This window comes from Sinomicrobium pectinilyticum (assembly GCF_003725735.1).
GTDB lineage: Bacteria > Bacteroidota > Bacteroidia > Flavobacteriales > Flavobacteriaceae > Sinomicrobium > Sinomicrobium pectinilyticum.
The window spans coordinates 96,515-117,565 of record NZ_RJTM01000072.1 but is presented as its reverse complement, the minus strand read 5'-3'; the positions used below and the strand labels follow the sequence as shown (position 1 = coordinate 117,565).

General features: G+C 41.5%; 21 protein-coding genes. 12 read left to right on the top strand and 9 right to left on the bottom strand.

Annotated features, from left to right (window positions below; translation table 11 throughout):
• Positions 1–299 precede the first annotated feature (299 nt).
• On the top strand, positions 300–1,346 hold the full coding sequence (locus ED312_RS10690; RefSeq protein ID WP_123215998.1) for a LacI family DNA-binding transcriptional regulator: 1,047 nt from the start codon (positions 300–302) through the stop codon (positions 1,344–1,346).
• Between the two features lie 45 nt (positions 1,347–1,391).
• Here ED312_RS10690 and ED312_RS10685 read toward each other — a convergent pair whose 3' ends face one another.
• Positions 1,392–2,759, bottom strand: coding sequence for a hypothetical protein (locus ED312_RS10685; RefSeq protein ID WP_123215997.1), 1,368 nt, complete (start codon positions 2,757–2,759; stop codon positions 1,392–1,394).
• A gap of 328 nt (positions 2,760–3,087) precedes the next feature.
• Here ED312_RS10685 and ED312_RS10680 point away from each other — a divergent pair, with 328 nt between their 5' ends.
• The 3 genes from ED312_RS10680 to ED312_RS10670 all read left to right on the top strand — a co-directional run bounded on the left by ED312_RS10680 (position 3,088) and on the right by ED312_RS10670 (position 5,065).
• Positions 3,088–3,642 (top strand): carboxymuconolactone decarboxylase family protein, encoded by a 555-nt coding sequence (locus ED312_RS10680; protein ID WP_123215996.1) that lies wholly within the window; start codon positions 3,088–3,090, stop codon positions 3,640–3,642.
• Positions 3,643–3,715: 73 nt separating this feature from the next.
• Positions 3,716–4,126, top strand: coding sequence for a nuclear transport factor 2 family protein (locus ED312_RS10675; RefSeq protein ID WP_123215995.1), 411 nt, complete (start codon positions 3,716–3,718; stop codon positions 4,124–4,126).
• Between the two features lie 51 nt (positions 4,127–4,177).
• Positions 4,178–5,065, top strand: coding sequence for a helix-turn-helix domain-containing protein (locus ED312_RS10670; protein WP_240643079.1), 888 nt, complete (start codon positions 4,178–4,180; stop codon positions 5,063–5,065).
• 51 nt (positions 5,066–5,116) lie between these two features.
• On the opposite strand, the gene ED312_RS10665 is transcribed toward ED312_RS10670, so the two are convergent.
• From ED312_RS10665 to ED312_RS10650, 4 genes are all read right to left on the bottom strand, one after another.
• Positions 5,117–6,610, bottom strand: coding sequence for an FAD-dependent oxidoreductase (locus ED312_RS10665; protein WP_123215994.1), 1,494 nt, complete (start codon positions 6,608–6,610; stop codon positions 5,117–5,119).
• Positions 6,611–6,878: 268 nt separating this feature from the next.
• Positions 6,879–7,766 (bottom strand): M14 family metallopeptidase, encoded by an 888-nt coding sequence (locus tag ED312_RS10660; protein ID WP_123215993.1) that lies wholly within the window; start codon positions 7,764–7,766, stop codon positions 6,879–6,881.
• Positions 7,767–7,782: 16 nt separating this feature from the next.
• Positions 7,783–8,838: an ATP-grasp domain-containing protein gene (locus ED312_RS10655; RefSeq protein ID WP_123215992.1), complete on the bottom strand. Its 1,056-nt coding sequence runs from the start codon at positions 8,836–8,838 to the stop codon at positions 7,783–7,785.
• Complete coding sequence (locus ED312_RS10650) at positions 8,835–10,670, bottom strand: flavohemoglobin expression-modulating QEGLA motif protein (RefSeq protein ID WP_123215991.1); 1,836 nt, start codon at positions 10,668–10,670, stop codon at positions 8,835–8,837. The genes ED312_RS10655 and ED312_RS10650 overlap by 4 nt, the downstream gene beginning before the upstream one ends.
• A 334-nt stretch (positions 10,671–11,004) precedes the next feature.
• Here ED312_RS10650 and ED312_RS10645 point away from each other — a divergent pair, with 334 nt between their 5' ends.
• On the top strand, positions 11,005–11,502 hold the full coding sequence (locus ED312_RS10645; protein ID WP_123215990.1) for a DUF4199 domain-containing protein: 498 nt from the start codon (positions 11,005–11,007) through the stop codon (positions 11,500–11,502).
• A 29-nt stretch (positions 11,503–11,531) separates the two neighbouring features.
• On the opposite strand, the gene ED312_RS10640 is transcribed toward ED312_RS10645, so the two are convergent.
• On the bottom strand, positions 11,532–12,038 hold the full coding sequence (locus ED312_RS10640; RefSeq protein ID WP_123216011.1) for a pyridoxamine 5'-phosphate oxidase family protein: 507 nt from the start codon (positions 12,036–12,038) through the stop codon (positions 11,532–11,534).
• Positions 12,039–12,123: 85 nt separating this feature from the next.
• The gene (locus ED312_RS10635; protein ID WP_123215989.1) at positions 12,124–12,477 is read right to left on the bottom strand and encodes an SPW repeat domain-containing protein; all 354 of its coding nucleotides are present in this window, start codon (positions 12,475–12,477) and stop codon (positions 12,124–12,126) included.
• Positions 12,478–13,179: 702 nt separating this feature from the next.
• Between ED312_RS10635 and ED312_RS10630 the strand changes: the two genes are divergently transcribed.
• The 7 genes from ED312_RS10630 (at position 13,180) to ED312_RS10595 (ending at position 19,422) form a co-directional block, all read left to right on the top strand.
• The gene (locus ED312_RS10630) at positions 13,180–14,034 is read left to right on the top strand and encodes an SDR family NAD(P)-dependent oxidoreductase (RefSeq protein WP_123216010.1); all 855 of its coding nucleotides are present in this window, start codon (positions 13,180–13,182) and stop codon (positions 14,032–14,034) included.
• Between the two features lie 391 nt (positions 14,035–14,425).
• A complete protein-coding gene (locus ED312_RS10625) occupies positions 14,426–14,830 on the top strand; it encodes a hypothetical protein (RefSeq protein ID WP_123215988.1) in 405 nt (134 codons plus the stop codon).
• Positions 14,831–14,888: 58 nt separating this feature from the next.
• Positions 14,889–15,227, top strand: coding sequence for a hypothetical protein (locus tag ED312_RS10620; RefSeq protein ID WP_123215987.1), 339 nt, complete (start codon positions 14,889–14,891; stop codon positions 15,225–15,227).
• A 393-nt stretch (positions 15,228–15,620) separates the two neighbouring features.
• Complete coding sequence (locus ED312_RS10615; RefSeq protein ID WP_123215986.1) at positions 15,621–16,115, top strand: YciE/YciF ferroxidase family protein; 495 nt, start codon at positions 15,621–15,623, stop codon at positions 16,113–16,115.
• Positions 16,116–16,369: 254 nt separating this feature from the next.
• On the top strand, positions 16,370–16,876 hold the full coding sequence (locus tag ED312_RS10610) for a helix-turn-helix domain-containing protein (RefSeq protein WP_123216009.1): 507 nt from the start codon (positions 16,370–16,372) through the stop codon (positions 16,874–16,876).
• Positions 16,877–16,906: 30 nt separating this feature from the next.
• Positions 16,907–17,353, top strand: coding sequence for a response regulator (locus ED312_RS10605; RefSeq protein ID WP_123215985.1), 447 nt, complete (start codon positions 16,907–16,909; stop codon positions 17,351–17,353).
• 1,025 nt (positions 17,354–18,378) lie between these two features.
• On the top strand, positions 18,379–19,422 hold the full coding sequence (locus ED312_RS10595; protein WP_123215983.1) for a helix-turn-helix domain-containing protein: 1,044 nt from the start codon (positions 18,379–18,381) through the stop codon (positions 19,420–19,422).
• A gap of 283 nt (positions 19,423–19,705) precedes the next feature.
• On the opposite strand, the gene ED312_RS10590 is transcribed toward ED312_RS10595, so the two are convergent.
• Positions 19,706–20,218, bottom strand: coding sequence for a DUF421 domain-containing protein (locus ED312_RS10590; RefSeq protein WP_123215982.1), 513 nt, complete (start codon positions 20,216–20,218; stop codon positions 19,706–19,708).
• Between the two features lie 47 nt (positions 20,219–20,265).
• Positions 20,266–21,009 (bottom strand): YqjF family protein, encoded by a 744-nt coding sequence (locus ED312_RS10585; RefSeq protein WP_123215981.1) that lies wholly within the window; start codon positions 21,007–21,009, stop codon positions 20,266–20,268.
• Positions 21,010–21,051 lie beyond the last annotated feature (42 nt).

The following is a 21,051-nucleotide window of genomic DNA, read 5'->3' as shown; positions in this document are numbered from 1 at the left end:
GGAAATATTATCCCGACAAATACTAGTGTTTCTTTTCATCAATAAATCAAGTTTATGGTTAAATATTTTGAGGCTTCTAAATTAGTAAATCGATTTAGTAAAGAAAATGTTAATCTTAAAAAAATTAAAATCATGTTAATATCATAACAAATGGAGAGGATTATATACTACAACATACAAAAGCGTCCGAAAATACTTTTCTAAAAAGAATATCTTTAGTACTTTGACACGTTTAAATATAAATTTGCCGGTAAACCATCATTGTAACATGCCCGGGACTGCAAAGCTAATTCTACCAAATGACCTCTAAACCTCGTCCAAAACTCAAAGACATTGCCAAAGAACTCCATGTCTCGCCTACTACCGTCTCTTTTGTCCTTAACGGAAAAGGCAAGGAAAAAAACATTTCGGATGTCGTTATAAAGAAAATAGAAGATTACATAAAGGAAATCGGTTATCAGCCGCATACCATTGCACAAAGTCTGAGAACAGGCCGCTCCAGGATACTCGTACTCATGGTAGAGGATATCAGCAACCCCTTTTTCTCCAGGATCGCCAGGATCATTGAAGATATTGCCCATACAAAAGGATATAAGATCGTGTTTTGCAGTAATGAAAATGATGACCTGCGTTCCCGGGAGTTAATCAAGTTCTTTCTCGAGCGCTCGATAGACGGTTTTTTTATCGTACCGTCCGCAGGCATACGGTCAACTATTCAGTCCCTGATAGACCACAATATCCCCGTTGTCTTATTTGACCGCTATTTCGAGGGCCTCCCCGTGAGCCATGTAATCATTGACAACGAAAAAGCTGCTTATGATGCCACTGCTCACCTGATCAAAAACAATTTTAAAAAAATTGTCTTTCTGACCACGGATAGCGAACAAACGCAAATGCTTAACAGGCAACAAGGATATGAGAAAGCAATAAAACAGGTGGGATATAAGCCTTACCTCTTAAAACTGCCGTTTACCAATGTAACAGCGGTAAACATTCAGAAGGCCTTTCTGGAAAAGTTCGAAACCATTTCGGAAATCGACAGTATCTTTTTCTCAACCAATTATCTTACCAAAGGCGGGATCGAATTTTTAAAAAAGACAGACCCCCAACTGATCCATAAACTGGGTATCGTCACCTTTGACGATAATGACTTCTTTAATATATACACCCCTACCATTACTGCAGTTTCCCAACCTCTGGAAAAGATCGGACGGGCCATGATGAAAATCATGCTGGACATTCTGCAAAGAAAAAAGGGTCAGGCAGAGATACAACACAAAATATTCCCCGCTGAACTGATTGTCCGGGAATCTTCCGGGCCTAAACTCCACAAAGAGAACATATAGTAAAAACAGCCGGTTTTCTTACCTTATGTACCCAATATCCACCGGTCAAAAAGTAAATTTCTGAAAAATCAGGGTCCTGGCTTTTCTTTCCACACTGATAACGTTGGTCCCGCAGGCCGTAGGGTAGCTTTTTAGCAATGTCTTCGTGGCTATGGCATCGATAAATGACGAAAAGTCCCGGTTGTAAAGGGAAGAGAATACGGTAAACCTGTCGAATACAATATTTTTATACCCCTTGTCCCCGGAGCTGAACCTGGAGTATAAACCGGCATATTGGTTACGGTCTGTCTGAAGTTTGTAGCTATTAAAAATTTTACTGTCTGTCACCCTGCCGTCCTCTTTTTTAAGGATGTAAAAATTACAGTACTTCTTTCCTTTGGTGGAATACGCGGAAATTCCCAAAAAGTGCGGGGTAACATCGAAGGTAAGATACCTGTTGAAACCGTTTGTACGCTTAAAATCCGCCCCTGCTATTGTATGGTATTGTTTCCAGACCGGATGCCCGCTCCGGTTGTATTTACACACTAAAAACCCGGAACCTCCCTTTTCTCTCCTTACGCCCGCATAAACGTAATATACCTTTTCACTGCTATCATAGACAACAGCCCCACGAGCCTCTTCGGTAGGGAGCTGATAGGCAAATACGGTCCTTTTATCACTATTAGCACCGGCCGGTTGACAGGAAGAAAACGAATCCCTGTTTAAATGCAGTGTGGCAAACTCTTCCTCCTCTTTATCATTGACTTCAAAATCAAGTTTTGCTTCGCTGTGTATATTCTCCCGGTAGTCATAGGTGGTACACACGTACTTCCTGGATGTGGTTTCGGCTTTGGTTGTCCAGGCTACTATAAATATCTCGTTGTCAAAATACAACAGTTTCGGTTTTCGGAATTCCGCTCCCCCGGGAAGATCCAGCTTTGCCCTGTTCTCATTGTGCCCGGACAGACTTTTGACATACAGGTAAACATCTTTATCTCTTTTACCGGCCCCTTCTTTTTTTCCAATAGTCACGAATTCCTCGTCATTTAAAAACTGTATGCGGTTTTCCACGGGATCTTTTCCCGGAAAACCGGACAATTCGCTTTCGTGTATACGATAAAAATCTTTGTCCCGGAATATGCCACCGTACCTGAAGATCGCATTTTTCCCGGTCTGTGACACGGCAATGAGGTCTTCCCCAGTGATCCTGTCTTTTCCCCGGAACCTGTATACCTCGTTCAGATCATTATCCAAAAGTGTAAGCCGGGTCCTGTTCGCGGCACTGCCGTTTTCCAGTATAAAAAAATTACCGGTGCCCGTAACATCACAATCCTGTACCCGGTAACTATCGTCAAGGGTAAATTGCATCGTTTTTTCCTGGGCCTGCAAAGAGATGATAAGGAGATAGAAAAATGTGGTGTAAAACTGTTTCATAACGGTTCGGCATTTTGTTCGTGGAAAAGGAATGCTGAGGCACAATTCCCTTAATCTTTTTTTTATTGATATTCAGTGTTTTTACAAGGAGTTCCGAAAATACATTGCAATCCTTTTGCGAAGACAAAAACGGGTATAGAACAAATTCTAAGACCATATAGAATTTGTTCTACGGCCGGGGCTGTTTTTTTCCGGAGGAGAAGAAAGCGGCATATTCTCCCGGAGGAAAATTATCCATCCGATGGCGAAGTTCGTCCATTTCCCGGCGGTTATACTTTTCAAATCTTTGTACTGTCAATAACGACCTGGATATTAATAATCAAATAAAATGCAAAGAATCGAAGCACTACAGCCGGAAACGGCTAAAGGAAAAACAAAAGAACTGTTTGACGGAATACACACCAAATTAGGTATGGTCCCTGCCATGATGCGGACCATGGGAAATTCACCCGTGGTATTGGAAAGCTACCTGACCATGAACGAAACGTTAGGCAAAAGTTCGCTGGGAGGTAAACTGGGTGAACTTATAGCCCTCACAATTGCCAATGCAAACAAATGTAATTACTGCAATGCTGCCCATAGCTTTATCGGGGAAAAACTGGCCGGGATAGAACCCCGGGCCATTGAAGCGGCGAGGGAAGGTAAATCCGCTATTCCCAAAACCCAGGCAGCGCTGACCTTTGCAAGGGCACTGCTGGCCAAAAAAGGGGAGGTAAGTGATGAAGATGTACAGGCCCTCCGGTCGGCAGGATATACGGATGCCGCGATAACCGAAATCATAGCCCATACTGCTCTGAATATTTTTACGAATTACTTTAACAATGCAGTCGCGGTAGCCATTGATTTTCCCGAAGCGGAATTAACGGAATCAGCCGCAATTTAACCATTCGATTATTCCGGGCGGATACATCACAGCCCGTGCCCGCCTTATTCTTCACTTTTTAAATTTATTTATAATGGAAATCAGAAAACCGGTCCCTCCTTTTTCACGGGAAACCGCCAAAGAAAAAGTACAACTGGCAGAAGATGCATGGAACAGCAAGGACCCCGCCAGGGTAGCCCTGGCCTATACGGCAGACTCCGAGTGGAGGAACCGGGCACAGTTCATTAACGGAAGAGATGAAATTATCGGGTTCTTGACCGAAAAATGGGAAAAAGAAAAGCATTACAAACTGAAAAAAGAGTTATGGGCCTTCAACGAAAACCGCATCGCGGTCCGTTTCGAATATGAATATGAGGATGTAAACGGGCAATGGTTCCGCGCTTATGGGAACGAGCTTTGGGAATTTGATAAAAACGGGCTGATGCAAAAACGATATGCCAGTATCAATGATCTGCCTATTCGAAAAGCGGACCGGAGACTATAAATATCACTTAGGGAGTAAAATAGTATTTTTACTTTTAATACCGTATTATTAATGCACAGTATCCATATGCTACAAACAAGCAACCATACACTCATAGATCCCAAAACGGGCAACCTGGCATTTAAGGTGATGACGTTTGAACACAATATATTCGAATCCTTACAACGGTTTAATTATTATACCCTCGTCTGGGTAACCGGGGGAACGGGCAGAGTACAGGCAGACCTGTCGGAATATGAGTTTACGGAGAATACTGTGCTTTCCTTCTCCTTGTATCAACCGTTTAAAATCCTGCCGGAAACGCAGTTAAAAGGTATTGTGATCCATTTCCACCCCGATTTCTTTTGTATCTACAAACATCATAAGGAAGTAGCCTGCGACGGGGTATTGTTTAACAATATGTACGGAGCGCCCCTGGTGTCCCTCCCGGAAACTTCACGGCAAACACTCCAACTATTGGCAGAACAAATGAAGGAAGGAATCCGGATAAAGGGATTTGCACAGTACGAGTTGCTGGTATCTTACCTGAAAATCTTTTTGATCATGCTGTCCCGGCTGAAATCGGAGCAATACCCTCAACAAGCAACTGATATGACGGGAGATGACGAACCTTTTGTACTGCAAAACTTAAAAGATTGTATCGAAGCCCATTATAAGAAAAAACATGCTGTCAGTGATTATGCCGATATGCTGGCCATTACTCCCAAGGCCCTGGCAAAAATTACAAAAAGGCACTATAAAAAAACCGTCACCGCCCTGATTTCCGACAGGATCATCATAGAAGCCAAGAGAGAACTTTACCTGACCAACAAAACGGTAAAAGAAATAGCCTACGACCTCGGATACAACGATGAATACTACTTCAGCAGGTTTTTTAAAAAGAATGTGGAAGTATCTCCCCAGGTCTACAGGGAAACTGTAGGGTCTGACCGGGGATAAACGGTTTGATCTGTTCCGGGCAATCCGTGAAAAAACTTTAGTAAAACGGAACTATAGGATAATTTGTTTCAGATGGTGAAGTGCCGGCCCTTCTATAACTTTTCCCCGGCTATCAAACCTGCTTCCGTGGCAAGGACAGTCCCAGCTTTTCTCAACAGTATTCCACACTACGGTGCACCCCATATGGGGACACGTAGCGGAAAGTACCTTCAGTTCTCCTTCGAGGTCCCTGTATACCGCTGCTTTTTCATTCCTGATCTTTATTACGGCTGCATCTCCCCTTTTTATACTGTCCAAAGTCTCTTTGTCATTTACACCGGGTTTGAGAAAGTGCGTCAGTACATCGGCATTTTCTTTTATGAACCTTCGGAAAGATTTGACCGGTGAACTCCGGGTAGACTTGTAAAAATAGGCATCATCGTTTTCTGTTCCGGAAATGGTATCGGAAATTATTTTTGCAGCCAATGTCCCAAATACCAGGCCATCGACGGAAAAGCCCGTTGCTACGAACTGGTTCGAATTTTTATTAAGCCTGCCTATGTAAGGCAAATGATCTGCGGGCTTATAATTCTGGGCACTCCACTGATAATCGATTTTATTTATATAGAAATTATCCTTCAGAAAGTCCATCAGTTCAATTACACTTTCCGGGGTGTCCTTTACTTCTCCTGTTTTGTGTTCTTTCCCTACCGCCAAAAAATACGTTTCACTTCCCCGTTCATAACGCCGGAAGGAAATTTTTCCTTTAGGGGTATACCTCCAGTAAATGCCTTCTGGAAAACCCGAATTGGCCACTTTTGTTGCCACCGCGTATTCCCTGTAGGGCAACAGAACGGAGTGATACTGTACTTTTTTGCCCTTGGGGACATGGGTTGACTGCACTACATACTTAGCGGTTACTTTCTTTTTATTTACCTCCAGCTCTATCTCTTCCTTTTTCTCCGTTATCTGGGTTACCGCAGAATTTTCAAATATCTTGCATGTGCCTCCTTCCGCAATTTTTGCTAATTCCTGCACGTACAGAAGAGGGTTAAATTGCGCCTGGTTGGGGAGCTTCAAACCGTTTTTAAAAGGGAAAACAATATCGGAATCATTGAGTTTGGTAAAGGAGGCATGTATTCTTTTTGCCGTTTCTTCCTCTTCCGATATCTTGTCCATACCACCGTCTTCGAAAAGGTACATGGACTGGTTCTGGTAATTACAATCTATGTCGTAGGTCAATATGATCTCCCTGATAAGTTCTATGGCTTTTCGCCTGGAAGAGATCAGTTTTTCCAGGTATTCCAGGTCGTATTTGGATGAAAACCGGGAAAATACGTCTTCTGTTATCTCGTACAAATTCCCCGTACTTTGTCCCGTAGTCCCTTTGCCTACGCTCTTTGCTTCCAGCACAATTACTTTAAAACCCTGTTCTTTCAGTAAATATGCCGTTGTAATTCCTGTTATTCCACCCCCGACTACTGCTATATCCGTTGTCAGGTTCTCCTTAACAGAGGGATAGGCATATGCCGAACTCCATATATTCCAAAAAGCTTCTTTATTCATTTTTTATTTTTTTAGGTAAACCGTTAATCATTGCAGTCCTTCCGACTTGCTTTTACCTCCTTGTGTAAAACAGCACCTCTCCTGGTATCAAAAACTGTATTACCCTAAAACTAGGTAAGATTTATATCTTAAAAGGAAATAATCCCTCAAATAATTGACTCAGATGACTTGTAACAGTGAAATTTCCGGTCACGCCCGTAAATACAGGAGTGTATTCTTTCTTCCCGAAATTTTTTCCCATACGCTCCCCTTCCTTACCGCAATGACCTTATACGCAATCTATGATAAAGAAACCCTCTTTGCCCTGTGACTGGTATAAGGGCATAAAAATGTACGAATCCCAGCGACTCGTTACTTCTTTACCGTTATGAACGGCCAGCAATTCTCCCTTCCTTATTTTTTGAAAATTGGAAAATCCCGGCTCCATCACAAACCGGTCTCCTTCTGCCAAAGCATATCTATGGATAATCCTGAAGGTCGATTGCTTTTGTATATCCTTCCGGAAAACCTCCAGGTATTCGGATAATTCGGGGATCTGGCCAAGGTTTAAGCCACATGCTTTTTCAATGGCAAGCCAAATGAGGCACTCCTGATTCTTTATGGCAGAAAGGGCATCGTGTTGTCCTGCCTCAAATACAAAGCCTGTTATTCCCCTTCTGCTCAGATATTGATCGATACAACCATCTACAATATCACTGAAGCCACGAACAACGGATACCGGAAACAAATGTGCCCACTTATCGTTGTCGCCGACATCCTGTACGGAAATAAAAGGCTGTGTTTCGGCCGAAGTGGTATGGCAGTCCAGGAAATAACGCTTTGTATGTTCCTTTTCCGAAAAGAGCCTGATAACGTTCAGGATATCGAGCATTTCTTTTTTCTCCTTCGTATCTGTTTTCCCGGACACAATGTTCTTTTCTGTCCATACACGGTTAAGATCTTCTTCTATAAAGCGTTTTTTAACTTTCAGCCCCCCGATATTTCCCCTTATTCCCACGACAGTCCCCCCGATTTCCGGCCGGAAATACTGCAATTCGGAAAATACTTTTTCCAGGGCAGCGACACCACTGGGTTCATTACCGTGAATACCTGCCGTTATAAATAATAACGCTCCCTCCCTGTTATTGGAATATGTGCCGATTATTCTTTCCATCATTTTATATATATGCCGGCTATTCCATTGTTGCCAATACCCGGTTACTGAACCTGCCTTTATACTTTTTTTTATAATAAAGCTTACGTTCGATAGCCTTTATTACGGTTTCCGAAAAATCGGACATGCCTATATCCTTGAACCTGTCCAGTCCCCCCGGGCTCAAGACATTTATTTCTATGAGCTTATCTTTTATAACATCGAGCCCCACCAGAAACAGGCCGTCTCTTATCAGTTTGGGAGAAGTAAGGCTAACGATCTTCTCTATGGCCGGGGTCAGCTGGCTGTTGCTGGCTATGGCCCCGACTTTAAAATTGCTTCGGAATTCTTCCTTGTTCTTATTCACCCTCCCGATGAGCGCTTTTTCCCCGTTTTCTTCCAACACCCTGCCGTTCATCAATAGTACCCGGATATCACCTCCCTGGTCTACTTCCGGAAGATATTCCTGGGCAATGACATATCCCTGCGCCAGAATGGTATCTATAATCTGATTGATATTCTTTTCTTTTTTGTCTATCAGGTACACATCCTTGCCCCCCGAGCCTTGTAGAGGTTTTAATACCATTTTCTTATCGTGTTTATCCCAGAACCTGAGGATCTCGCTTTTATACCGCGTAATGATAGATCCGGGTTTAATACATTTCGGCAGTTCTTCAAAATAAAGTTTATCTATAAAAGCTTCCGACAGGCCATAAGGGTCGTTCAACACAAGTACCCCCTCCTGCTCTGCCAGCCTGCCGAATGCTATCCCCGCCTGCTCCGCCCAATGCCTCATAGAATTTTCCTCCGTAGGATTATTCCTGAGAAAAAGCACATCCAGTTCTCCCAGGGGGATTTTACTTTTTATCATGTCGGCACTTTTCAGTTGTTGAAGGCACTCTTCAGGAGATAACAACCGGTCGCACTGTTCGATTTTATAGGCATAAATCTTCATACAGGAGTCATTACAGAAAATAAAGTCCCCCACATCCAGGGCATAGACGCTATGTCCCATCTGCGATGCTTTATTCATTAAGGTTACAGAAGTGCCACAACGTTCGGTAGCAAAATCATTTAAGACAAAACCTATTTTCATGATGAGATCATTTTAAAGAGAGGTAATCCCTCCCTGATGTTATTAAGTTTTTCCTGAAAAGACTCCCATTGCATGTACCTGGGAAGTAATTTCGGTTTTATGAGTATATCCCGTGTGGTCAGGTCCTTTACAACGTCCAGGTGCTTAATGGCAAATTTTCCCGCAAGCAAGGGTTCCAGTTCCCCGCCTTCCCTTAAATAATTCACCACCTGTAACAATCCGCGTAAATAAATTACATCCTTGAGAAAGCCCCCTCCCTGAAAAACCCTGGCTGTGATATTAAAGGCACGCTCCTTTGAAAAGTCGAATTCGGTATACAGTTTGAAAAAGACCTCGTGGAAATTGGAATCTTTAAGTAACTCGTTTCCGGCAACAACTCTCCCTGCCAGCATTCTCAACCGGTTACCTGTAAGGCCGCCACTGAAGTATTCCGAAAGTACGGAAATCCCTTCCTGCAACGTCTCATAATCGGCAAGTCCTATAGCCAGTTGGGTCAGGGGCTGCTCTTTACCATTGTAATACGTAAGGGCATGGGTCCCCACTTCATGCTGTATAAGTGCTTTTGCCTCTTTATGTGGCACCCGCAATGTGGTGGGGATGTACAGTTCTCCTCTTGATACCATCAGTATATTCAGGTCTTCCCTCAGGTGTATCCTGCTTTTAAAAAAAGAACCCCGCTGACGGTATTCCTCAAATTCTTCCATAGCGAGTGTTGCAAATTCCCTGGCGTTCAAAGCATCTTTGTCTTCTTCGTTTTTTTCGGGGATATTCTTTAAAATAGCTGTGGCTTCGGTTAAGAGGTCTTTGTTGACACCTTTGTAAATACGGATACTGTTATAAAAAAAATTCTTTGTCCCCCGCTCACCCAGCATGGATATTTGCTGGTCGAGTTCTTCTCTTTTTTCCTTGAAAATATAAAACAGGGCGGGGTCATCTATTTTCTCTATTTGCAGGTTGAATAATTTTCTTTTCAGCAAATCCGGATCGGCGGTCAGCAACCGGTAATGGTATTTGGACAATTTCTTGAAGTTGCTCTGAAAAAAATTCTTTTTAATCTGTTCGAGGTTTACCGGGGCCACCTGCATAAGGAACTGGTAAGTGTTTTGTATTTCCGTAAGCTGACGGTCCATTTTCAACACTTCTTCCTGGATCTGGCTTTTCCCCAGCGCCTGATAACTGGCAATACCGGAAGTGGTTTGGACACGCAGGTATTCAAAAAGCGTTTTTTGTATGGCCTTGGCAAAATCATTCCTGAACGTCTGGAAAAATACCGGGTAAATATTTCCGTCCTCATCGCGGTATATAGGAGGGACTTCGAGTGCGAGAAGCAATCCCGCACTTATTTTTGCATTTTTGATGTCTATAATAGGACTTTCTTCTTCCGCATGCCTTTTTTTGGTCTGTTCTATGACCACATCTATCGGTTTTACAAGAAAACCATAGGGTATATTTTGTAATTTCTCCTTTAAAACCTGCAACGTGGCCGGTAATTTATGAGCCGGGCCTTTTATAACAAAGGTGGTACTTTGGGGAGGCCCGCTGTAGATTTCAAAAAGCAGGTAGGAATTGTATTTTTTGGTAAAGAAGTTAATCAGTATTCTCAGCAATTTTGAATATTCGGAAAGGTCGTCTCCTCCCATCAGTAAATAAGATCCTATTGTTTTTACCAGCCGGCCTGTCCCTTCATCGTTGGCTTTCTTCCGGTAAATGAGAATAAAAGAGAGTTTTTCTTCTATATGAAGAAAGCCGTTATCCGGGAGAACCAGCTCAACAATAGCATCCTCTTCCAACTGTTTTTTAAATTTTTTATAGTCAATTTGATCCCATTGCATAGATGTGCTGTTGTTATGATTTTTAATAAAAAAAGGTGAGATTTCTAAGAGTAGGCCTAAGCAAATTACATATTCTCGTTCATTTTTTTATGAAAGAAAAGTTAATAATCAGAGGATTTAACCGAATGAGTCAAAAAAAACCTTGATGAGGTTCGCGACTGCTTAGATATTATAGCAACTTGCTCTTCCCTTTCGAATGTTCAGATAAAATGAAACCGACATGACTAAAATAATCTTTAGACACATAAGGCAATGATTATTTTAGTCATCAAAGGTTACATTCCTGTGCTGAGCTTGTCGAAGCATGACCATTTAAAACAATAAAAATAAACACATGAAAGATCAGACCATCTCATTCAGATACGGCAGTATAGTAGGAATAGCCTTAATAGCATATTTTCTGTTACTTTCCCTGATCGGGCTTCACATACAGCCTGTCTTCAGTGTTATGAATATAGTCATTACCGGGGCAGGGATATATTTGGTTATAAAGAACCTGAAAAAGCTCAAGGGAGAAAAGTTCAGGTACCAACACGGTTTTTCAGCCGGGTTGGTTACCGGTTTTACCGCTACTGCTGTTTGTGCCGTATTCTTTGCGCTCTATATTATAGAACTGAACCCGGGTTTTACGGATGAATTCATGACCATGTGGAAATTCGACTGGTTTGCGAAAAAGGGAATGCTGATACTCACGGTCATCCTTATGGGTGCCGCAACCACCATGGTACTTACACTGGCCTTTATGCAACTGTTCAAAGACAGCTGGAATACGAAAGAAGGAAGAAAGCATACCATTTCAAAAGACAAGGGCAAATCCGAAAAGCATGGATAGTGCCGCACTGGAAACAGGGAGCCCCGGGGTCAGAGGTCTATCTTCCCCTTGGTTTTATCCCCGGAATTATCTTCTTTCAACGATTTGTTTTCCACTAGGTTCTTCAGGAGTTCTATGAATTTGTTATGTTCCCTGTCCCAATAATAGATGGAAGCCGGAACTATTTTTATAGCAATCATTTCCACATCATTTATTCCGTCAAACCATTCATCATCCTTTTTGCTGTACAATTCCTCGAGAATACTTTTGTCGGTATAGATATAGGCTTTCCCGTATATACTTATGAACTGCATTTTTTCCGGGTGGCTGTAAAGCAGCTGTACCCTGATATCGGCCAGAATATTAGTGTAGTGGTTGCTGTTAAGGGAACTTAAAAACCAGATATTTCCGTTTTCCTCTATTTTCTTTGTATTCATCGGGTTAGCTCCGATCGGTACCGTTTTCAAGTCGGAAAGCAAAATGGCCACTTTGATATTGTCGACCATTTCTTTCATTTTTTCGAGAGCTTCCTTATGTGATAAATTTTCAGTTTTCATGGCATAAGTTTTTATAAGGTTTATAAATACTTTTTCAGGAGAATGTAACAAGTATGCGAACCGGTTTCGCACGGGTACCACAGGCTTAATACGTATGGTACGGTTTAGGAGGATGGCCCAGGGTAAGTACTGCTATAATTATTTCAATGGTCCCCAGTAATACGAAAGGCCATATCAATATATCCGAGAAACCGAATATCCACGGAGAAATTACCAGAAAAAGACCAGTTAAAATATCAATGGCCAGGTGCAGGTTCATGGGAATGATCTTTACAATTCCTCTTTCGTAATTGGTCGTCAAAGTAAGGAGTACGATCAGGATACCGACCGAAAATAATATGGTTGTCGGCGCCCCTCCGGGAAAAGAAAATAAAAGAGGGATTAACAACAGGAATATCCCCATCATGTAATCCAGCAGTCCGTGAACACGTGTTGTCATAATAATAGTGTTTAAATGTGCTTAGAGAAAAGAGAATACCAGAAACATCTTTCTTTAGAAAAAGATGGGCCTACAGTGCAGACAGGTTTATACAATGCCCTTTGCCTCCGGCATTCTCTTCATCCATTTTACAGTTACACCAACAAAGCTAAGCGTCTCTTTTTCTGATATGTATTGCAAAAAAATAAATAATTAACTCGTTTGGTTATTTGAAATAGGACGCTTTGAAAACCGTTTTTGGAGAATTCGCTTCCGGTGGACAAAGCCGGGGTACCCCCGTTCCAGAGTTGATATCCTCCATATCAAAGTTGACATCCCCGGGAGGAAAGTTGACATCCCCGTGCGCAAGGTTGGCATCCCCATACCTATAGTTAATGTCCCCGTGTGCAAAGCTGACATCCCCGTGCCTGGAGTTAATGTCCCCGGGAGTAAAGTTGGTATCCCCATGCGTAAAACCGCCCTCCTGTCGATAGTAAAGGATTATCCTGGCATTAACATGGCTGTTGGTTGTTAAGTTATTAGGCTATTAGGTTACTTAGTTAATTAGACAATACGCACTAAACAACTCACTAACTCCTCAACTACTACCTTTTGAGTCAAAATTTTTCGTATTACGGCCCACATGGGGCAATGGTAACTCCTAATTTTGTTTTACAACACTGTGAAAAAACAATTTTTGTAACAATATAAATGAAGAGCAACATGGGAAAACTGGAAGGAAAAACGGCAATTATCACCGGGGGAGCCACAGGTATCGGAGAAGCTATCAGCAAGAAATTCTCCCGGGAAGGCGCTAAAGTACTGGTTGTAGGTTTCCCGGACGATCCGGTAGATGATGTTGTACGGGAAATTAAGGATAAGGGAGGTGATGCTGCCGGGTATTCCGGCGATATTTCAGTTAAGGAGCATGCAGAAGAAGCCGTACGGGAAATCCTTAATCGCTGGGAAAAACTCGATATTCTCATTAATAATGCCGGGGTATTCCCGGAAATAAACCCTATAGAAAAATTCAGCACGGAAGCTTTTGAGAACCTGGTCAAAAACAATATCCGTACCGCTTTTCTGATGACAAAAGCATCGGTAAAGGAACTTCAGAAGACAGAAGGGTGCATTATTTATGCCGGCTCGGAATCAGGCACGCTGGGACTGCCTGAAAATGCCGCATATGGCGGAACAAAAGGTTTTCTCCATGCCTTCATGAAAGGTATAGCCGGAGAACAGGCTTCCCGCGGAGTACGTGTTAATTGTGTGGCTCCGGGCCCCATAGATACGGCATGGACGCACCGGGAAACCAGTGATATGGACAGGAGCATGGAAAAACTGACCGTAAACGCCACATTAATGGGAAGAAGGGGAACACCGGAAGAGGTGGCAAATGTTTATCTCTTCCTGGCCTCGGAAGAAGCTTCGTATGTTACCGGTGCCATCTACCCCGTAGACGGGGGGATCACCATAGCCAAGGGCCCTATGGGTGAAAAAGTACCTGACGGACTAAAAGAAAAAGCGACAAAACTGGCTTTACAACATTCTAAAGAAGGAGCTACAGATATGAAGTGAATTTACCGATTACACTTATCTCAACCAGTGGAAGATCAAAGAAAAATGCTATGGAAAGACAGTCGTGAGTTGTTTTACGTAAGTTAGTATATATGCCTCCGGAACTTATGACTTAAATATGTAGAAGGCATATATAGGGTGTAGGAGGTAAAAACCTCCTACACCCACTTTTTTCTCCCTGATCTGCCCTCCTTTGGTTTCCGGCAGATGAAAAATGTATTTCTTCATTATTATACCCGCTTAAACCCTTCTCTTACAATCACCTGTAACGGAATAAATTTTCTTCACAAAATGCTCACGGATTAATTTTTGATCGATATGGGTCAATTTCTCTTATGAAAGCTGATTAGATTTGATATAGAAGAAATTGAATAACTAAAAAAAAGAAACCATGAAAATTTTAAAGTTAACAGTCATAGCTATCGGTGTATTGGCATTGGTAGCCTGCAGAGACAGAAAAAACAAGGACCGTACGGACGATACTTATCCCGATACCACCAACAACAGGAGTTCAAGTGACATGAATGCCAATGAGAACGGGGATTACCAGTCCGGTTCTATGAGAACAAGCGTCGATAAGGAAGAATTGAACGCCTTATACACTCATGTACAGATGGATGATGAGCAAATCAAAAGATTTGAGAGGAACTACCAGACGCGTATAGACGACATGGGGAAGAACGCCCAGACTCCGGGAAATATCCGTGAGATAGACCGGGACAGTATTTTAAGGGAAATATTATCCCCCGAACAATACAAGAGGTACGAAGACTGGATCGAGGACCGCTCCAGGTAAAGGAAAGTGCGGATTCGACCTCCGGGTAAACAGAAGTTTAATTTTTGAAATCAGCAACATGAGCATACAAGCAGATGAACACGACCGGCAATTCCGGGGAAGAGGAAGTATGGACGATAAAGAGCAGGAACAGGAACAGGACGAGTTTCTGGAGGCTCACCTCCACGACGCCGAAGATGAAAATTCCGGTATTCGGGAAAAAGATCGGGAACTGGAAAAAAAATGGACGGAAATAAAAGATGATTTCCGGAAAAAATACAGCGACCTGAGCAATGTGGATGTCTCCTATGCTCCCGGGGAATTCGGCATCATGCTGGGACGCATACAGAAGAAGACCGGCAAAAGCCACGCACAACTGCGTGATGAAATTAACAGATGGAAACTGGGCGGAAGGTAAGGCTTTATATTTTCTCCCTGTGAACCTCTTTAGCAGATAACTACACCACTCCGCACTGCAAGTTCAGAGGTTTAGAAAGGCAATCCTGCCCGTCCGGCCTTTAGGCGGGGAAGTTGCCATAGTTATTAGGTGATTGAGTTATTTAGTCAACACGCAATAACTCTGTAACTCAGTAACCACAGAACAGCACAAAAAATTTGCAGGGACTAAGGTCTCTGCAATAATCCCGATATTCCTGATTATCGGGATCTTGATCGGGAACAGGGTTTTAACCTAAAATTGGGAGCAACAAAAAAAATGTAATCGGATTAATTTTTAATTTTTTCGAGGTAGTGTCCACTTAAAAAGAAGATTAGATTAGCAGTATCGTAAACAGCAATAAATAACAAAACTATGAAAACATTGGAAGATTTATTTGAACATCAGATCAAAGACCTGTATAGTGCCGAGGACCAACTGGTAAAAGCGCTCCCTAAAATGGCCCAAAAGGCAAAAACCGAAAAACTGAAAAATGCCATTGAAAAACACCTGGAACAAACCAAGGAACATAGGAACAGGATCGAAAAAATCTGTGACGAACTGGATATCAAGCCCCAGGGAGAAAAATGCCTGGCCATGAAAGGGCTTCTGGAAGAAGCGGAACATTTCATGAAAGACGATATGGATGATGATGTACTGGATGCCGGGATAATAGCCGAGGCCCAGCGGATAGAGCACTATGAGATTTCCGCATACGGTACCGCAACAAGATTTGCGAAGGAACTGGGACATGGCGACATTGCCAGTACATTACACAGTACGTTAACGGAAGAGTATGAAGCTGATGAGAGTTTAACGGAAATCGCAGAAAGCAGGGTAAATGAAAAAGCAAAAAGCAATGCGGATTAGAGTTGGTTGTCTTTGAATTTAATTCAAAGATGTAATTAGAGGCTCCCTTTCCTTAAGGGAGTCTTTTTTTGATTATATTTACGTTTAATTTTAATTCATCATTTTGTGATTATTCTATCCGTTTTCGTTCATGAATATCGACTGATTGTCTGAATTCATTTAAGTTATACAAAGAAATAGCACTTAATAACGTACCATTAACCGGGATTAATATGATTAGTGTATACTTAACCTATGATGCACAAGAAGTTTATATGAAAGTATTAGAAGAATGTCTTAAAGAAACTTCACTCAAATACGAATTAAATGGCTGGGGTGAAGTAAAATTTACAGGGCAACCCGACATTACGGAAGTTAATGAATTCAAAAACAAGTTACAGGGAACAGGTATTTATGTTATAGAAGATCCCCGGAATGAACTCATTCAACGCATAAAGGATACCATTTCGGAAATGATCTTATTACATGATAACTTCAAATCCAAAAAAATTTCCACCTACTTGACGGAGAAACTAAATTACTCATACTCTTACCTTTCCAAGATATTCTCCGAATACACTCATTATTCGATAGAACAATTTGTTATATTAAAGAAAATAGATTATGCCAAAAAATTGATTCTTGAGAATAAACTTTCCTTAACACAGATCTCCTATAAACTGGGGTATAGCAGTGTGGCGCACTTATCTCAACAATTCAAGAAAACAACAGGATTAACTCCTACAACCTTTTATAATATTATTGAAAAGAGAAAACAATAATATACCTTACACTTATACACACATTAATACATGAAAAGAACTTTTTTTAAACTAGCTATTGTTGATGATGATGAATACTCTATAAAACTATTTGAAAAAACTGTGAAGGAAATTAAACTATGGGTGGGTTTAATGGTTTTCCGTAACGAATCGGAACTCACAGCATATTTGAGCGATCGGCAAAACAATGTTCCCAACATTCTCTTCTTAAAATTAAACCTCCCGGATAAAAACGTTCTGGTTTATTTGCAGGAACTCAGAAAACAACAGCGGCTTCAAAATACGTTAATTACCGTTTACTCCGTCACTGCATCCGAAGAGAGCATTGAAGAGGTTTTCGTAAACGGTGCAAATATTTATATGGACCAGCCCCGCACCTATGAAGAATTTAAGACGGTCCTGGAAAAAGTGCTGAAAATCAACTTTCAATACCTGGAATCCAATTTAAATATCGAAAACTTTCTGTACCGTATATGAAAGAATGTACAGGCAGATGGCATTAAAGAAAGAGGTATGAGAAACGGGTAAAACCAGGAGCAGGAGCAGGTACTTATTTGCACCTAAATATTTGAATATAATAAAGTTACATCATTGCAAAGCATACTGTTTTTTTCATCTGTTCATTTTATTTATTTTTAATTGGTCAGATGTAATTCGCCATTGAACATGTCGTCCCGGTAGTCCCGATCCCGATAGTTATCGGGATTATCGGGATCGAAAGGTATCAACTCAAATTGTCATGGTTCATTTCATAAAAAAATATTTATTTTAAAAAGAATACCGAGGTTTGTTATTATCTTGTTAAATATCAGCAGTTTATTAACATTTTTTATAACGGAATTATATAATATAATACGGCAATTCTGTAATGGTATATCTGTAATCTTTTCTTTACTTTATTACATGTTATTTCACAGAAATCAATTTATTTTCAGACACCATAAACGTTCACACGAACAAGTTGAGTTTTGATTATCGTATTTTTAGTTCTTTGAAACAATTTAACCCCATTGTTTTACCAACTTAGATACCAACTCTATTAAAAAAGCAATCTTATCTCAATCACCGGCAATTTTCCCGTGGTTTTACGGGAAAGCAAAATCTCACCGATTTGATAATCATGGAATTTTTACCTTTCATGATATTCCGGGTTTCACCCCGGCAACAATAACCTTTGGGCTTAACCAGTATATTCGGGGCATCTTGTGTAATTGATAAAGATCCGGCCTGTGCATGTCTTCCTCCGCGGGATATACAGGCAACCTTAAGCAATTACAGCCGTGTTTCACCGGATTAACCCCTGCCCTGATCATACGGATCACCGTCGGATTTTGAAAAATAAGAATGTCTAACTCTATCGCATTAGCTAATAATGCCAGCATTTGAACGTGAAAAGACAGTCTGGTTGCTTCTTTAAATTAGAATTGACTTTACCTACCATCTTTTTGGGACAATGCGAGCATTGATGTGGCAAGCGATAACAAAAATGCTACCCCTTTACTATGAAAACCCCATTAATTATTGAATCGAAACAAACCGGAATTCTGGAGGCACTTGCCGCTTACAGCAATGAGGAAATCTCCAGGACCAAAAATGAAAAAATGCTTTCTTACAACAACCAGGTTGGAAAGATAAGAATAAAAGAATCTGTTATTAAAAAGGGACTGGTTTTTTCCCATTACAGGGTCTGCTTTAATCAGGACACAACTTATAAAGTTTTTACGGAAGAAAAAAGGTGTTTTTTATTTGCTTACAGTGTAAAAGGACAATTATTCCACAAGATCAGCAGCCTGGGAAATAAAGAAGAACACCTGGATGAATTCCAGACAGAGATCCTTCATATAAAAGCGGAAAATATCCTTCAGTACCACTTTAAGGAAAAACAGCCTTACGACTTTTTTGTGATATGCCTGTACGATATTGACCTGCTGCGCAGCAGGCTCAAGCAGGAGACCAGTCCGGACGGAAAGGAAACCTTCCGCTCCTTTCTGAATAAAACCCACACCTATAATTACATAGGTTCTTATAACCTCATGATTGCCGATTATGCCCGGCGCCTGAGACATATAGCGATAACAGATCTCTCAAAGCATTTGTTATTTGAAGGTATCGTAAATATCATTATAAGCCTTAAAATCCAACAATTCATTGAAGATGAAAGGAATAAAGAAAAAACGGCAGGCTCGTTAAACAAAAGGGAATGCAGGGAAATCCACAAACTTTCCGAATTTATCTATGAGAACCCGGAGAAACAATATACCGTGGAATATCTATGCAGTATCAGCGGCCTTGCTCCCTGCAAGCTGCAGGAAGGGTTCAAGGAAATGCACAACCGCACGGTAGCCGATTTTATAAGGAATGTAAGGGTGGAAAAAGCGGAAAGGCTTATCTCCAGTACAGACCTGAATATCTCCGAAGTGGTCTACAGCATCGGGTTTGCCAGCAGGAGCTATTTTTCCAAGATATTTAAAAGAAAATATAATTGCTCCCCGAAATTTTACCAGAAGAATAAAAGCAGAATGGCAGAAGTAAACGGAGCCATTTAGAAGTCATGCCTCCCTGCCATCTGCAGGGGGCGGGGTAAGAACCGGACATTCAATTTTTCATACGGAAGACAGATTGGTCCCCGAATCTTTTTACATAGTTTCCCCGGATACTGCTATCCATAAGAAATCGCCTGGCACAAGCTCAGGCGATTTCCCGTTTTTAAGGATACATGGGGCTTAGAATTATTTCATTTGAGGTCAACCGGTCCTGCCTTATTCCGGCATTTAAGGTAACCGGAGCAGTGAAACGCATATTCCTGGCGTTTGCCGGGTCGTTAGAGCCTTATCCCGCTTCTTCTTTCATGAGGATGCTTATATCCCCGTTGCGTTCCAGTCTCGCTATCTTCACCTTGCTGACATCCGTGGTATGTGCATTCAATCTCAGCGCCTGCATCAGGTCTTTTTCACTGAGGTTACTTTTACGCAATGCTTTCCGGATAATCACCCCGTTCCGTATTACTATTCTTTCCTTCCCGTTAATCATGCGATCGAATTTATCCGAAGTAGCGGCAAGCATGGAAAAAAGAGCATGAAGTATAATTAAGAAGACAGAGACAACGTTTATAGCCACAAACAGGTCTGCATCGACAATACCCCAGCTGAGCAAAGAACCGACCATCACGGCAAGTATCGTATCAAAAGCCGTCATTTTACCTATAAACCTTTTTTTCCCGATACGCACCATGACAATGCCCAGTATATACATCACAAAAGACCTCGTCACAACCTGAAAAACAGACGAATCTGCAATCCCGATACCAAAAAGCTGTTTAAAAAAAGATATGATTTCCGCCATAACACCGATACTCTCTTTTTGTATAAATAACCGGGATAATTTCTATACTACGGCCGGGCATTCTGACCGGAAAGATGCCATTTGTATTTTTCCCATATCAATACCTGCACACCCGGGGAATATCCGACCCGCGTCGGGAAACCCTCTAAAAGGAAATTATAAGAAGGATAGCTGAGGGCCAGGGTATCTACTTTCACCTTCTGTAAAGGCCATTCGATATGATGGATATTAAACTCTACTATATCATCCACACCATCCTGAAAAAGAACATACCGTTCCGTTAACCATCTGTCCAGTTCTGTTTTCTGAACAGGTGATGTCTCTGTCTCATACCGGATATGTAAATGGGACTGTTTTTCGGAATTCACACATTTAAACATATTCACAGTACTTTCTATCGTTGAATAGTAATACGGAAGCTCTGTTATAAATCTGGTTAATACGGACGAGAGAAACTTACTCGCTTCGAGGTTCAGAAAATAGATCCCGTCCTTATAAGAGTTTTTAACGTAGGTCCGTATATTAACCTCGTAAAAATTGGACAGCAATGGCAAAGGAGGAGCTCCCCTCCTTCTCACCCCCTGCGTTTTAAATGCCACTACCGACATCCAGGCCTTCCCCTGAAAAGTATCTATGGTCAATTGCCCGGGAACAAATCTTCTGAGTTCCGATTCATCGACTTCCCAATGTAAAAAAATCACATCTTTCCATTCCTGGTAATATTTCCAGTCCCCGGAAGGAGGTTTCCAGGTACGGTGATCCTGCATTTGAAGTATATCAAAAGTATCCATAACAATAAATGTTTTTCGATTTGTAATTTTTCATTTTTACCA

Excerpts from the sequence above, each read along its gene's own strand:
- ED312_RS10590 (WP_123215982.1), bottom strand. The coding sequence starts at position 20,218 with ATGGCGGAAATCATATCTTTTTTTAAACAGCTTTTTGGTATCGGGATT.
- ED312_RS10605 (WP_123215985.1), top strand. The coding sequence starts at position 16,907 with ATGAAAAGAACTTTTTTTAAACTAGCTATTGTTGATGATGATGAATAC.
- ED312_RS10665 (WP_123215994.1), bottom strand. The coding sequence starts at position 6,610 with ATGAATAAAGAAGCTTTTTGGAATATATGGAGTTCGGCATATGCCTAT.
- ED312_RS10655 (WP_123215992.1), bottom strand. The coding sequence starts at position 8,838 with ATGAAAATAGGTTTTGTCTTAAATGATTTTGCTACCGAACGTTGTGGC.
- ED312_RS10640 (WP_123216011.1), bottom strand. The coding sequence starts at position 12,038 with ATGAAAACTGAAAATTTATCACATAAGGAAGCTCTCGAAAAAATGAAA.
- ED312_RS10690 (WP_123215998.1), top strand. The coding sequence starts at position 300 with ATGACCTCTAAACCTCGTCCAAAACTCAAAGACATTGCCAAAGAACTC.
- ED312_RS10620 (WP_123215987.1), top strand. The coding sequence starts at position 14,889 with ATGAGCATACAAGCAGATGAACACGACCGGCAATTCCGGGGAAGAGGA.
- ED312_RS10630 (WP_123216010.1), top strand. The coding sequence starts at position 13,180 with ATGGGAAAACTGGAAGGAAAAACGGCAATTATCACCGGGGGAGCCACA.
- ED312_RS10585 (WP_123215981.1), bottom strand. The coding sequence starts at position 21,009 with ATGGATACTTTTGATATACTTCAAATGCAGGATCACCGTACCTGGAAA.
- ED312_RS10625 (WP_123215988.1), top strand. The coding sequence starts at position 14,426 with ATGAAAATTTTAAAGTTAACAGTCATAGCTATCGGTGTATTGGCATTG.
- ED312_RS10610 (WP_123216009.1), top strand. The coding sequence starts at position 16,370 with ATGAAAGTATTAGAAGAATGTCTTAAAGAAACTTCACTCAAATACGAA.
- ED312_RS10615 (WP_123215986.1), top strand. The coding sequence starts at position 15,621 with ATGAAAACATTGGAAGATTTATTTGAACATCAGATCAAAGACCTGTAT.
- ED312_RS10685 (WP_123215997.1), bottom strand. The coding sequence starts at position 2,759 with ATGAAACAGTTTTACACCACATTTTTCTATCTCCTTATCATCTCTTTG.
- ED312_RS10635 (WP_123215989.1), bottom strand. The coding sequence starts at position 12,477 with ATGACAACACGTGTTCACGGACTGCTGGATTACATGATGGGGATATTC.
- ED312_RS10675 (WP_123215995.1), top strand. The coding sequence starts at position 3,716 with ATGGAAATCAGAAAACCGGTCCCTCCTTTTTCACGGGAAACCGCCAAA.
- ED312_RS10660 (WP_123215993.1), bottom strand. The coding sequence starts at position 7,766 with ATGATGGAAAGAATAATCGGCACATATTCCAATAACAGGGAGGGAGCG.
- ED312_RS10645 (WP_123215990.1), top strand. The coding sequence starts at position 11,005 with ATGAAAGATCAGACCATCTCATTCAGATACGGCAGTATAGTAGGAATA.
- ED312_RS10670 (WP_240643079.1), top strand. The coding sequence starts at position 4,178 with ATGCACAGTATCCATATGCTACAAACAAGCAACCATACACTCATAGAT.
- ED312_RS10680 (WP_123215996.1), top strand. The coding sequence starts at position 3,088 with ATGCAAAGAATCGAAGCACTACAGCCGGAAACGGCTAAAGGAAAAACA.
- ED312_RS10595 (WP_123215983.1), top strand. The coding sequence starts at position 18,379 with ATGAAAACCCCATTAATTATTGAATCGAAACAAACCGGAATTCTGGAG.
- ED312_RS10650 (WP_123215991.1), bottom strand. The coding sequence starts at position 10,670 with ATGCAATGGGATCAAATTGACTATAAAAAATTTAAAAAACAGTTGGAA.